The organism is Halomonas kalidii (assembly GCF_030010475.1).
Classification (GTDB): Bacteria; Pseudomonadota; Gammaproteobacteria; order Pseudomonadales; family Halomonadaceae; genus Halomonas; species Halomonas heilongjiangensis.
Window position 1 is genome coordinate 401,277 of record NZ_JASCQN010000051.1, and the last position, 12,119, is coordinate 413,395.

The 12,119-nt window shown below is 66.2% G+C and carries 12 protein-coding genes; 11 read left to right on the plus strand and 1 reads right to left on the minus strand.

Translation table 11 applies throughout. The annotated features are described in order from the left end of the window. The first annotated feature begins 315 nt into the window (after positions 1–315). The 5 genes from QLQ85_RS18490 to QLQ85_RS18510 all read left to right on the plus strand — a co-directional run bounded on the left by QLQ85_RS18490 (position 316) and on the right by QLQ85_RS18510 (position 5,104). Entirely contained in the window at positions 316–1,089 is a 774-nt protein-coding gene (locus tag QLQ85_RS18490; protein ID WP_282740333.1) for an ABC transporter ATP-binding protein, read from the plus strand. After that, the gene (locus QLQ85_RS18495) at positions 1,086–1,832 is read left to right on the plus strand and encodes an ABC transporter ATP-binding protein (RefSeq protein ID WP_282740334.1); all 747 of its coding nucleotides are present in this window, start codon (positions 1,086–1,088) and stop codon (positions 1,830–1,832) included. Before QLQ85_RS18490 ends, QLQ85_RS18495 begins: the two co-directional genes overlap by 4 nt. 117 nt (positions 1,833–1,949) lie before the next feature. Beyond that, entirely contained in the window at positions 1,950–3,170 is a 1,221-nt protein-coding gene (locus tag QLQ85_RS18500; RefSeq protein ID WP_282740335.1) for an ABC transporter substrate-binding protein, read from the plus strand. Positions 3,171–3,228: 58 nt separating this feature from the next. Beyond that, on the plus strand, positions 3,229–4,116 hold the full coding sequence (locus QLQ85_RS18505) for a branched-chain amino acid ABC transporter permease (protein ID WP_282740336.1): 888 nt from the start codon (positions 3,229–3,231) through the stop codon (positions 4,114–4,116). A 4-nt stretch (positions 4,117–4,120) separates the two neighbouring features. Further along, positions 4,121–5,104, plus strand: coding sequence for a branched-chain amino acid ABC transporter permease (locus QLQ85_RS18510; protein WP_282740337.1), 984 nt, complete (start codon positions 4,121–4,123; stop codon positions 5,102–5,104). Positions 5,105–5,158: 54 nt separating this feature from the next. On the opposite strand, the gene QLQ85_RS18515 is transcribed toward QLQ85_RS18510, so the two are convergent. After that, positions 5,159–6,058 (minus strand): LysR family transcriptional regulator, encoded by a 900-nt coding sequence (locus QLQ85_RS18515; protein ID WP_282740338.1) that lies wholly within the window; start codon positions 6,056–6,058, stop codon positions 5,159–5,161. A 135-nt stretch (positions 6,059–6,193) separates the two neighbouring features. Between QLQ85_RS18515 and QLQ85_RS18520 the strand changes: the two genes are divergently transcribed. The 6 genes from QLQ85_RS18520 (at position 6,194) to QLQ85_RS18545 (ending at position 12,106) form a co-directional block, all read left to right on the plus strand. Then, positions 6,194–7,303, plus strand: a complete 1,110-nt coding sequence (locus tag QLQ85_RS18520) for an S-(hydroxymethyl)glutathione dehydrogenase/class III alcohol dehydrogenase (RefSeq protein ID WP_282740339.1) — start codon at positions 6,194–6,196, stop codon at positions 7,301–7,303. Between the two features lie 12 nt (positions 7,304–7,315). Further along, positions 7,316–8,170: an S-formylglutathione hydrolase gene (fghA, locus tag QLQ85_RS18525; RefSeq protein ID WP_282723366.1), complete on the plus strand. Its 855-nt coding sequence runs from the start codon at positions 7,316–7,318 to the stop codon at positions 8,168–8,170. A 243-nt stretch (positions 8,171–8,413) separates the two neighbouring features. Next, positions 8,414–9,553: a choline metabolism transcriptional regulator GbdR gene (gene gbdR / locus QLQ85_RS18530; RefSeq protein ID WP_282723367.1), complete on the plus strand. Its 1,140-nt coding sequence runs from the start codon at positions 8,414–8,416 to the stop codon at positions 9,551–9,553. A gap of 69 nt (positions 9,554–9,622) precedes the next feature. Next, positions 9,623–10,324 carry a monofunctional biosynthetic peptidoglycan transglycosylase gene (gene mtgA, locus QLQ85_RS18535; protein ID WP_282740340.1) on the plus strand — a complete coding sequence of 234 codons (702 nt, stop codon included), beginning with the start codon at positions 9,623–9,625 and terminating at the stop codon, positions 10,322–10,324. A 147-nt stretch (positions 10,325–10,471) separates the two neighbouring features. After that, positions 10,472–11,449 carry a dipeptidase gene (locus QLQ85_RS18540; protein WP_282740341.1) on the plus strand — a complete coding sequence of 326 codons (978 nt, stop codon included), beginning with the start codon at positions 10,472–10,474 and terminating at the stop codon, positions 11,447–11,449. 111 nt (positions 11,450–11,560) lie between these two features. After that, complete coding sequence (locus QLQ85_RS18545) at positions 11,561–12,106, plus strand: DUF5943 domain-containing protein (protein WP_282740342.1); 546 nt, start codon at positions 11,561–11,563, stop codon at positions 12,104–12,106. The last annotated feature ends 13 nt before the right edge of the window (positions 12,107–12,119 follow it).

Sequence of the window (12,119 nt, forward strand, 5' to 3'; positions counted from 1 at the left end):
GCCTCACAGCGAAAACACCTTGCAGAACAGCGATGATTGCATTGCGGCGCGATGCCCTCCCCGGGCATCGCGCTTTTTGTTTGCAAGCTATTGAAGTTCCTTGTTCCTACGCCATTGGTCGAGTTCGGCCATTCAACTGTTGCCGAGCGGTTTCGACTCCTCTAGCTTACGTTAACGTAAAGGTTAGAGGGTTCTCCGGGCCGGTACACGAGGTGACCGGATCCATGCCGGCAAGGCCATAACAACGACAACGGCGACAACAACGATAAACGCATCAACGGCGGATCGTTCGAGGCGATCCAGAGAGGACGACACATGACCCAGGAGTTGATACTGGAGACTCGCGGGTTGACCAAGGAATTCCGCGGTTTCACCGCCGTGGACGACGTCAACCTGCAGGTCCGGGAAGGGCATATCCACGCCCTGATCGGCCCCAACGGCGCCGGCAAGACCACCGTCTTCAACCTGCTCACCAAGTTCCTGCCGCCCACCCGCGGCGAGATCCTCTACCGCGGCAAGCCGATCACCGGCATGAAGGCCAACCAGATCGCCCGCCTGGGGCTGGTGCGCTCCTTCCAGATCTCGGCGGTCTTCGCCCACATGACCGCACTGGAGAACGTGCGCGTGGCGCTGCAGCGCCGGTTGGGCACCTCCTTTCATTTCTGGAAGTCCGAGCGGACCCTCGATCACCTCAACGACCGGGCCATGGAACTGCTCGACGAGGTCGGCCTGCGCGAGTACGCCGACGTGCTCACCGTGGAGATGCCCTACGGCCGCAAGCGGGCGCTCGAGGTGGCGACCACCCTGGCGCTGGAGCCCACCATGATGCTGCTCGACGAGCCGACCCAGGGCATGGGCGCCGAGGACGTCGACCGCATCGTCGAGCTGATCCGGCGCGTGGCCAGGGGCCGCACCGTGCTGATGGTGGAGCACAACCTCAGCGTGGTCAGCCGGTTGTGCGACCGCATCACCGTGCTGGCCCGCGGGGCGGTGCTGGCCGAGGGCGACTACGCCAGCGTCTCCGCCGACCCGCGGGTCAGGGAGGCCTACATGGGCAGCGAGGCGACGGAAGAGGAGGCCAGCGCATGAGCCAGGCAGCCGAGGCGATCAGCGAGTACCGCGACCTGGACGGCGCCGAGATGCTGCGGGTCAGTGACCTGCATGCCTTCTACGGCGAGTCGCACATCCTGCACGGCGTCGACTTCGACGTGAAGCGCGGCGAGCTGGTGACCCTGCTGGGGCGCAACGGCGCCGGGCGCAGCACCACCCTCAAGGCGATCATGAACATGGTGGGGCGGCGCACCGGCTCGATCATGATCAACGGCACCGAGACCCTCGGCATGAAGCCGCACCGCATCCCGCGGCTGGGGGTCGGCTACTGCCCCGAGGAGCGCGGCATCTTCGCCAGCCTCGACGTCGAGGAGAACCTGCTGCTGCCGCCCACGGTGCGCTCCGGCGGCATGGGCATCGACGAGATCTACGCGATGTTCCCCAACCTCTTCGAGCGCCGGCGCAGCCAGGGCACCCGGCTTTCCGGGGGCGAGCAGCAGATGCTGGCCATGGCGCGCATCCTGCGCACCGGGGCACGGCTGCTGCTGCTCGACGAGATCACCGAGGGGCTGGCCCCGGTCATCGTCCAGGCGCTGGGCGAGGTGCTGGTCAAGCTCAGGGATCGCGGCATGACCATCGTGCTGGTGGAGCAGAACTTCCGCTTCGCCGCGCCGCTGGCCGATCGTCATCTGGTGATGGAGCACGGCCGGATCATCGAGGAGATCTCGGCGGCCGAGTTGCCCTCGCGCCGCGACGATCTCAACTCGATGCTGGGGGTCTGAGCGGCGTTCGCGCTCCCGCCCCGCGCAGGTCGCACTTTCCGGCAATCGCCACGACAACGCTTGTTACCTACCACTGCAACAACAACAAAGGGCCCTGTCGGGCCCATGGAGACGAAGATGACCTTCATCAGGAAGACCCTCGCCAGCAGCATCGCCCTCGCCGCCACCGCCATGATGGCCACCGGCGCCCAGGCCGAGATCAGCGACAACGAGGTGCGCATCGGCTATCTGGCCGACATGTCCGGCACCTACCGTGACCTGGCCGGTCCGGGCGGCCTGGAAGCCCTGCGCATGGCCGTGGAGGACTTCGGTGGCAGCGTCAACGGCGCCCCCATCGAGGTGTTCAGCGCCGACGACCGCAATAGCGCCGACGTCGGCGCCAACACCGTGCGCGGCTGGGTCGATGAGCGCAACGTCGACCTGGTCGCCGGCCTGGTGGCATCCTCGGTGACCATCGCCGTGACCAAGGTGCTCGAGGAGAACAACGGCCTGGGCATCGTCTCCGGCTCTGCGGCCTCGAGCATCACCAACGAGCACTGCACGCCGAATCACATCCACTGGGTCTATGACACCTACCCGCTGGCCAACGGCACCGCCAAGGCGGTCGTCGACCAGGGCGGCGACAGCTGGTTCCTGCTCACCGCCGACTATGCCTTCGGCCACGCCCTGGAGGGCGATGTGGAGAAGGTGGTCACCGAGAACGGCGGCACCATCGTCGACAAGATCCGCCATCCGTTTCCGACCAGTGACTTCTCCTCCTATATCCTCCAGGCCCAGGGGTCGGGGGCCAAGATCATCGGCCTGGCCAACGCCGGCGCCGATACCGTCAATGCCATTACCGCCGCCAGCCAGTTTGGCGTGGTGCAGGGGGGCCAGAAGCTCGCCGGCCTGCTGATCTTCCTCAACGACGTTCATGCCATGGGCCTCGAGGCCACCCAGGGCCTGTTGCTGACCACCGGCTGGTACTGGGACATGGACGACGAGGCGCGCGAGTGGGCCGAGCGCTACTACGAACGCACCGAGCGCATGCCGACCATGGTCCAGGCGGGCATCTACTCCAGCACCATGCACTACCTGAAGGCCATGGAAGAGGTCGGCACCGACGATCCCATGACGGTCAAGGCGAAGATGGCCGAGACGCCGGTCAACGACTTCTTCTCCCGTAATGGCCACATCCGCGAGGATGGCCGCATGGTCCACGACATGTACCTGGCCCAGGTGAAGTCCCCGGCCGAGTCCACCGGCGAGTGGGATGTCTACGAGATCCTCGCCACGATCCCCGCAGAGGATGCCTATCGGCCGCTCTCCGAGAGCCAGTGCGACCTGGTCCAGAACTGAGTAGAGCCCGAAGCGGCGGTGGCCTCGGCCGCCGCCCCTCTGACGAGAGGTCCATGACATGACGATGATATTCGGAGTGCCGTTGGCGGTATTCATGGGCCAGTTGATGCTGGGCCTGATCAACGGCGCCTTCTACGCCCTGCTGAGCCTGGGGCTGGCGGTGATCTTCGGCCTGCTGAAGATCGTCAACTTCGCCCACGGGGCCATGTACATGCTGGGGGCCTTCGCCACCCTGCTGGGGATGCGCTACCTGGGCATCGGCTACTGGGTGGCACTGCTGCTGGTGCCCATCGTGGTGGGTGGCCTGGGGATGGTGATCGAGCGCCTGATCCTGCGCCGTATCGCCCACCTCGATCATCTCTACGGCCTGCTGCTGACCTTCGGCCTGGCGCTGATCTTCGAGGGCACCCTGATCAACGTCTTCGGGGTGTCGGGCTCCAGCTACCCGACGCCGGCAGCACTGCAGGGCGGCTTCCAACTGGGCTTCATGTTCCTGCCCACCTATCGTGCCTGGGTGCTGGTGGCGGCCCTCGCGGTCTGCCTGGGTACCTGGTACGTCATCGAGCGTACCCGCCTCGGGGCCTACCTGAGGGCGGGGACCGAGAACCCCGCGCTGATGCAGGCCTTCGGCGTCAACGTGCCGCTGCTGGTCACCCTGACCTACGGCTTCGGCGTGGCGCTGGCTGCCTTCGCCGGGGTGCTCGCCGCGCCGCTCTACCCGGTCTCGCCCACCATGGGCTCGAGCCTGCTGATCGTGGTCTTCGCGGTGGTGGTGATCGGCGGCATGGGCTCGATCCTCGGCGCCGTGCTCACCGGCCTGGGCATGGGGCTGATCGAGGGGCTCACCAAGGTCTACTATCCCGAGGCCGCCAACACCGTGATCTTCCTGGTGATGATCCTGGTGCTGATGCTGCGTCCCGCGGGACTCTTCGGCAAGGAGGCATGACGACATGGCCACCACGCAAACCCTGACCCCGGCCATGGAGCGGCAGCGCAATGCCCGTCTGCGCCGTGGCATGCTCTATCTGGTCCTGATCGCCATCGGCCTCGCGGCGCCCTTCGTCGCCTACCCGGTGTTCCTGATGAAGGTGCTGTGCTTCGCGCTGTTCGCCTGCGCCTTCAACCTGCTGCTCGGCTATGCGGGGCTGCTCTCCTTCGGTCACGCGGCCTTCCTGGCCACCGGTGGTTACGTCACCGGCTTCCTGCTGTCGAGCTATCCGGGGCTGACGCCGGAGCTGGGCATCCTGGTGGGCACCCTCGCCGCCGTGGTAGTAGGCGCCCTGTTCGGGGCCCTGGCGATCCGCCGCCAGGGGATCTACTTCGCCATGGTGACCCTGGCCCTGGCGCAGATGATGTTCTTCGTCTTCATCCAGGCCCCCTTCACCGGCGGCGAGGATGGCCTGCACGGCGTGCCGCGCGGCGCGCTGTTCGGCCTGATCAGCCTGCGCAGCAACCTGGCCATGTACTACTTCGTGTTCGCCGTCTTCCTGATCGGTTTCGCCATCATCCAGCGCACCGTGCACTCGCCCTATGGCCAGGTGCTCAAGGCGATTCGCGAGAACGAGCCACGCGCCGTCTCGCTCGGCTACAACGTCGACGCCTACAAGCTGGTGGCCTTCGTGCTCTCTGCGGGCCTGGCCGGCCTGGCTGGCTCCACCAAGACGGTGGTGTTCCAGCTCGCCTCGCTGACCGACGCCCACTGGCACATGTCCGGCGAGGTGATCCTGATGACCCTGCTGGGCGGGGTGGGCACGCTGTTCGGCCCACTGGTGGGCGCCGGCCTGGTGGTCAGCCTGCAGCACATGCTGGCGCAGTCGCCACTCGGCAACTGGGTGAGCGTGATCCTGGGCCTGATCTTCGTGCTCTGCGTGCTGAGCTTCCGCAGCGGGATCGTCGGCGAGATCGCCAAGAGCGTGCGCAAGAACTTCAAGTGAGCCTGTGTCTGGCCGTCCGGGCGCCCTGCGGGGCGCCCTTCTTGCTCACGACACTCAGGCCGTGCAGCGCTGAGTCGGCAGCGTCTCGGCGATATGCTCGACCAGGTAGTCAATGAACTGGCGTACCTTGGGCGAGCGGTGGCGGTGGCGGGGATAGACCGCCCACACCGCCGTATCGCTGTGCCGATAGGCATCGAGCACCGCCACCAGCGCGCCGCTGTCCAGGTACTCCTCCACGTAGTAGTCGGGCAACTGGGCGAGCCCCAGCCCCTTGAGAGCGGCATCCAGCAGGGCCGGGCCGGAGTTGGCCTCCCAGGCCCCCTCCACGCGGACTTCCCGGCGCACGCCGTCGACATCGAAGCGCCAGTGGTCCCGGGAGCCGATCAGGCAGCGGTGGTGGGCCAGTTCGGCGAGGGAATGGGGCTGCGAGATCCGCGTGAAGTAGGCCGGGGAACCCACCACGTATTCGCGCCGCTCGCAGATCCGCCGGGCGATCAGCGTCGAGTCCTTGAGCGTGCCCATGCGAATGGCGATGTCGTAGCCCTCGTCGATGATGTCCACCTGGCGGTTGGTGAAATGCATGCGCACCTCGAGCTGGGGGTGCAGGCAGAGGAAGTCGTTGATCAGCGGTGCGATGAAGCGCTCGCCGAAGGTAGTGGCCGAGGTCAGCTTGAGTATCCCGCGCGGTCGGGCCTGGAGGTCGTTGATGGCGGCCTCGGCCTCGCGGAAGCCGTCGAACAGGTGATGGCAGTGCTCGTAGTAGAGGGCGCCGGCATCGGTCAGGCGGATCTGGCGCGTGGTACGGTAGAGTAGAGTGGTACCCAACTGGTTCTCCAGCTGGCTGACCAGCCGGCTGACATGGGAGTTGGAGACCTTGAGGTGGCTTGCCGCCGCCGCGAAGGTGCCGAGGCGGACCACCTCCACGAAGGCTTCGATTCGATCCCAGCGTTGCATCAGCGCTCCAGGGCGGGTGGATTATTGCTCATTGGCAATAATGTAGTGTAGTTGGTGCAGTTTATCTCATGGCGCCCGGTTACCTAGACTGAGGAGTGTCCTTTACCCCCTACGCCTATTATCAGGAGAGTCCCCATGAAATCACGCGCCGCCGTCGCCCTGGCCGCGGGCCAGCCGCTCGAGCTGACCGAGATCGACGTCGAGGGACCCAGGGCCGGCGAGGTGCTGGTGCGCATCGCGGCCACCAGCGTCTGCCACACCGATGCCTTCACCCTCTCCGGGGCCGACCCGGAGGGGCTCTTCCCCTCGGTGCTGGGCCATGAGGGCGCCGGGGTCGTCGAGGAGGTGGGCGAAGGCGTCACCAGCCTCAAGCCCGGCGATCATGTCATTCCGCTCTATACCGCCGAGTGTGGCAAGTGCAAGTTCTGCCTTTCCGGCAAGACCAACCTGTGCCAGTCGGTGCGCGCCACCCAGGGCCAGGGCCTGATGCCCGATGGCACCTCGCGCTTCTCGCTCGACGGCAAGATGCTGCACCACTACATGGGCTGCTCCACCTTCTCGGAGTACACCGTGCTGCCCGAGGTATCGCTGGCCAAGGTCTCCCGGGAAGCGCCGCTGGACAAGATCTGCCTGCTCGGCTGCGGCGTGACCACCGGCATCGGCGCGGTGCTCAACACCGCCAAGGTGGAGCCGGGCTCGACCGTAGCGGTGTTCGGCCTCGGCGCCATCGGCCTGGCGGTGATCCAGGGCGCGGTGATGGCCAAGGCGTCACGGATCATCGCCATCGACGTCAACCCGGACAAGTTCGAGCTGGCGCGCCAGTTCGGTGCCACCGAGTTCGTCAACCCCAAGGACCACGCCGACCCGATCCAGCAGGTGATCGTCGACCTGACCGACGGCGGGGTCGACTACTCCTTCGAGTGCATCGGCAACGTCAACGTGATGCGCTCGGCGCTGGAGTGTTGCCACAAGGGCTGGGGCGAGTCGGTGATCATCGGCGTGGCCGGGGCCGGCGAGGAGATCTCCACGCGGCCGTTCCAGCTGGTCACCGGGCGGGTGTGGAAGGGCTCGGCGTTCGGCGGGGTCAAGGGGCGCACCGAGCTGCCGGGCTATGTGGAGCGCTACATGAACGGCGAGATCAACATCGACGACTTCATCACCCATGACCTGCCCTTCGAGCAGATCAACGAGGCCTTCGAGCTGCTGCACGCGGGCAAGAGCATCCGCAGCGTGCTCCATTACTGAGGGGCGATCGCCATGACCATGATGGAAAACCTCGAGCTGGTGTCGGCCAACAAGAGTTTCGGTGGTTGGCACAAGCGCTACCGCCACCGTTCCCGGGCGCTGGATTGCGAGATGGTGTTCGCCATCTTCCTGCCGCCCCAGGCGGAGACCCGGCGCGTCCCGCTGCTGTGGTGGCTCTCCGGGCTGACCTGCACCGACGAGAACTTCATGCAGAAGGCCGGTGCCCACCGCCTCGCCGCGGAACTGGGCATCGCCATCGTCTGCCCGGACACCAGCCCCCGGGGCACCGACCTGCCCGGCGAGCATGACAGCTATGACTTCGGCTCCGGCGCTGGCTTCTACGTCAATGCCACCCGGGAACCCTGGAAGCAGCACTACCGCATGTATGACTACGTGACCGAGGAGCTGCCGTCGGTGGTACGGCAGCACTTCCCGGTCAACGGCCGCGAATCGATCAGCGGCCACTCCATGGGTGGCCATGGCGCCCTGATCATGGCCCTGCGCCGGCCCGGTCACTACCGCTCGGTGTCGGCCTTCTCACCGATCGTCAATCCGACCCAGTGCCCCTGGGGCCAGAAGGCCTTCTCCGGTTACCTGGGCGACGACGCCGGCAGCTGGACCCAATACGACGCCTGCGAGCTGGTGGCACGGGGGGCCTCGAGCCAGCCGCTGTTCGTCGATCAGGGCGAGGCGGACGACTTCCTCGAGGAGCAGCTCAGGCCCGAGCGCCTGGAGGCGGTGTGTGCCGAGCATGAGCATCCGCTGACGCTGCGACGACAACCCGGCTATGACCACAGCTACTTCTTCATCGCCTCCTTCATCGAGGACCACCTGCGTTATCATGCCGAGCACCTGAACAAGGGCTGAGGGGGCGGGGTCGGATATTCCGCGCCGGCATCGCGATGGTGCCGGCGCGGCGGTGATAGTGTCCCGGTGACGGGGCATCGAACGATTGTGTTCCCCCCAATGGCATGCAACTATCTGCAGTATTGCAGGTGGCAGCCAGTGGGGCCGGGATCACCGGCATGACCATGGCCTTCTGCAGACAATGACAACCTTGACTTCCGTGACACCGGCCCCCACGGGGCGTCGGGGTGTGGAGGGATGACGATGAAAGACGATCCTCGAGCCCCTGCTGAACATGACAGGACACAGACCCTCGGTTTTCTCCTGCTGGACAACTTCACGCTCATTTCTCTCGCTTCCGCCATCGAGCCGTTGCGCATGGCCAACCAGTTGGCCGGCCGTGAGCTCTACCGCTGGTACACCCTGAGCGTCGACGGCGAGCCGGTCAGGGCCAGCGACGGCCTGCAGGTGACCCCGGATGTGGCGATCTCGGTTCCGCTGACGCTGGACATGGTGGTCGTCTGCGGTGGTGTCGGGCCGAATCGCAGCGTGCAGCGCGAGCACGTGGCCTGGTTGCAGGCCCAGGCGCGGCTTTCCCGGCGGCTCGGTGCCATCTGCACCGGCAGCTGGGCCCTGGCCAAGGCCGGGCTGCTGGACGGCTACGAGACCAGCATCCACTGGGAGTGCCTGGCCGCCATACAGGAGGCCTTCCCACGGGTGGTGCTGACCACCCGGCTGTTCTCCATCGACCGCGACCGGGCCTCGGCCTCGGGGGGCACGGCGCCGCTCGACATGATGCTCACCCTGATCGGTCGCGACCACGGCCGGGAACTCGCCGCCGGGATCTCGGAGATGTTCATCTGCGACCGGGTGCGCAATGAGCATGACCACCAGCGGGTGCCGCTCAAGCACGTGCTGGGTACGACCCAGCCCAAGCTGCTGGAGATCGTCGCCCTGATGGAGGCCAACCTGGAAGAGCCCATCGGCCTCGACGAACTGGCCGACTACGTGGACGTCTCCCGCCGCCAGCTGGAGCGGCTGTTCCAGAAATACCTGCACTGCTCGCCGTCGCGCTACTACCTCAAGCTGCGCCTGACCCGGGCCCGCCAACTGCTCAAGCAGACCACGATGTCGATCATCGAGGTGGCTTCGGCCTGCGGCTTCGTCTCGACGCCGCACTTCTCCAAGTGCTACCGGGAGTTCTTCGGCATGCCGCCCCGCGACGAGCGGCTGGGCAGCGGCACGATCAACCTCTCGCCGGTGGCCATGGAGAAGGGGGCGGCGCCCCTGTTGCAGGACGCGTCCTTCGAGGCCGTGCCGCTGGAGCCGGTCTCCAGCGCCGTGGTCGCCCTCGACCAGGCGCGGGGCGAGCCCACCTATGCCAGCGTGCGGTTGAAGCCATGAGGAGGGCTTGATGCGGTTTGCCGTCATCCCGCGGCCATCCGGTTTTCCCCCTTGCGAGGCCCCGACGCGATGATCGTGCCATGGCACCGGGCAGGACGCCTGCTGGCGTTGATGCTGCTCGGCTTCGTGGGGCTCTCGCTGCTGCTGGTGCTGCTGTTCCGGGTGCTGCCGGTATTCGGCTCCATGGTGATGGTCGAGCGCAAGGTGCAGTCCTGGGTGGCCGGTGAGCCGATCCGCATCGAGCACCAGTGGCGCGCCCGGGAGGCGCTCTCAGACCATGCCAAGCTGGCGGTGATCGCCGCCGAGGATCAGCGTTTCCCGAGGCACCATGGCTTCGATGTCGACGAGATGCGTCGCGCCTGGGAAGCCAGCCGCAACGGCAACCGCCTGCGCGGGGCCAGCACCATCAGCCAGCAGACCGCCAAGAACCTCTTCCTGTGGACCGGACGCAGCTGGTTGCGCAAGGGCCTGGAGGCTTGGTTCACCCTGCTGATCGAGACGCTGTGGCCCAAGGAGCGCATCCTCGAGGTCTATCTCAATATCGTCGAGTGGGATCACGGCGTCTTCGGTCTGCAGGCCGCCGCCCAGCACTATTTCGGCGTCTCGGCGGACCAGCTCACTGCCCACCAGGCCAGCCGCCTGGCCGCCATCCTGCCCAATCCGCGAGGCTGGGACGCCGCCCGCCCCGCTCCCCACGTGGAGCGACGCAGCGCCTGGATCCGCCAGCAGATGAACAACCTGGGCGGCATCGCCTACCTGGAACAGCTCTAGCACTATTTTCGCTCTTGCCCATGACTATCGTCGCGATCGCGACAGCGATGACGTTTTTGGAATTCTCCCCGTCGCTTCCAAGCGCCGGACCGGGGTGAGCCGGGGCTATGCTGCCGGCAAGTCGTTCACAACCCCGGAGCCCCCGACATGACCCCCAGAGAGCTGCACGACGACGCCATCGTCATCGATGGCTTGATCATCGCCAAGTGGAACCGCGAGCTGTTCGAGGACATGCGGCGCGGTGGCCTCACCGCCGCCAACTGCACCGTCTCGGTGTGGGAAGGGTTCCAGGCCACCGTGGACAACATCGTCAAGTCCAACACCCTGATGGCCGAGTGCAGCGACCTGGTGCGTCCGGTGCGCACCACCGCCGACATCACCCGGGCCAAGGAGGAGGGCAAGACCGGCATCCTCTACGGTTTCCAGAACGCCCATGCCTTCGAGGACCAGATCGGCTACGTCGAGGTCTTCAAGCAGCTCGGCGTGGGCATCGTGCAGATGTGCTACAACACCCAGAACCTGGTGGGCACCGGCTGCTACGAGCGCGACGGTGGCCTCTCCGGCTTCGGCCGCGAGATCGTCGCCGAGATGAACCGCGTCGGCATCATGTGCGACCTCTCCCATGTCGGCGAGAAGACCTCCACCGAGGTGATCGAGGCCTCCACCAAGCCGGTCTGCTACTCCCACTGCCTGCCCTCCGGGCTCAAGGAGCACCCGCGCAACAAGTCCGACGCCGAGCTCAAGTTCATCGCCGATCGCGGCGGCTTCGTCGGCGTGACCATGTTCACCCCCTTCCTGCGTGCCGGCATCGATGCCACCGTCGACGACTACGTCGAGGCGATCGAGTACGTGATGAACATCGTCGGCGAGGACGCCATCGGCATCGGCACCGACTTCACCCAGGGCCACGACCAGAACTTCTTCGAGTGGCTCACCCACGACAAGGGCTATGCCCGCCGCCTGACCCGCTTCGGCAAGATCATCAACCCCGAGGGCATCCGCACCATCGGCGAGTTCCCCAATCTCACCGAGGCGCTGCTGCGCCGCGGCTTCAGCGAGTCCCAGGTGAGGAAGATCATGGGCGAGAACTGGGTGCGCGTGCTGAAAGACGTCTGGGGCGACTGATAACACCCTTCCCACTTTGCATCGCCCGAGGGGGGCGCCGGCGGCAGGCCTGCCGCCGGAAAGCCCCTGTCGACTGACGGCCAAGAACAACGAGTTTAGAGGACTACCACCGTGACCAAGATGGCCCCCGAACTGCCCATCGACGTGGACACCGAGACCGGTGTCTGGACCACCGACGCCCTGCCGATGCTCTATGTGCCGCGGCACTTCTTCATCAACAACCATGTCGCCGTCGAAGAGGCCCTGGGCGCAGAGAAATACGCCGAGATCCTCTACCACGCCGGCTACAAGAGCGCCTGGCACTGGTGCGAGAAGGAGGCCGAATGCCATGGCCTCGAGGGCGTGGACGTCTTCGAACACTACATGACGCGGCTCTCCCAGCGCGGCTGGGGAAAGTTCATCACCGAGGCCATCGACCTCGAGGCGGGTACCTGCCGGGTGCGCCTGGAGCATAGCGCCTTCGTCTACCAGCTGGGCAAGGTCGGTCGCAAGGTGGAGTACATGTTCACCGGCTGGTTCGCCGGGGCCATGGATCAGATCCTCGCTGCCCGCGGCAGCAGCCTGCGTACCGTCGCCGAGCAGACCCAGAGCGCCGCCGAGGAAGGCTGCGAGGTGGGCTATTTCGAGACCAAGCCGCTGACCGGCGCCGCCCACTAATCCCGGGGACGAG

Coding starts and splice junctions, on each gene's coding strand:
- QLQ85_RS18510 (WP_282740337.1), top strand. CDS start 4,121: ATGGCCACCACGCAAACCCTGACCCCGGCCATGGAGCGGCAGCGCAAT.
- QLQ85_RS18490 (WP_282740333.1), top strand. CDS start 316: ATGACCCAGGAGTTGATACTGGAGACTCGCGGGTTGACCAAGGAATTC.
- mtgA (WP_282740340.1), top strand. CDS start 9,623: ATGATCGTGCCATGGCACCGGGCAGGACGCCTGCTGGCGTTGATGCTG.
- fghA (WP_282723366.1), top strand. CDS start 7,316: ATGACCATGATGGAAAACCTCGAGCTGGTGTCGGCCAACAAGAGTTTC.
- QLQ85_RS18520 (WP_282740339.1), top strand. CDS start 6,194: ATGAAATCACGCGCCGCCGTCGCCCTGGCCGCGGGCCAGCCGCTCGAG.
- QLQ85_RS18495 (WP_282740334.1), top strand. CDS start 1,086: ATGAGCCAGGCAGCCGAGGCGATCAGCGAGTACCGCGACCTGGACGGC.
- QLQ85_RS18505 (WP_282740336.1), top strand. CDS start 3,229: ATGACGATGATATTCGGAGTGCCGTTGGCGGTATTCATGGGCCAGTTG.
- gbdR (WP_282723367.1), top strand. CDS start 8,414: ATGAAAGACGATCCTCGAGCCCCTGCTGAACATGACAGGACACAGACC.
- QLQ85_RS18500 (WP_282740335.1), top strand. CDS start 1,950: ATGACCTTCATCAGGAAGACCCTCGCCAGCAGCATCGCCCTCGCCGCC.
- QLQ85_RS18540 (WP_282740341.1), top strand. CDS start 10,472: ATGACCCCCAGAGAGCTGCACGACGACGCCATCGTCATCGATGGCTTG.
- QLQ85_RS18515 (WP_282740338.1), bottom strand. CDS start 6,058: ATGCAACGCTGGGATCGAATCGAAGCCTTCGTGGAGGTGGTCCGCCTC.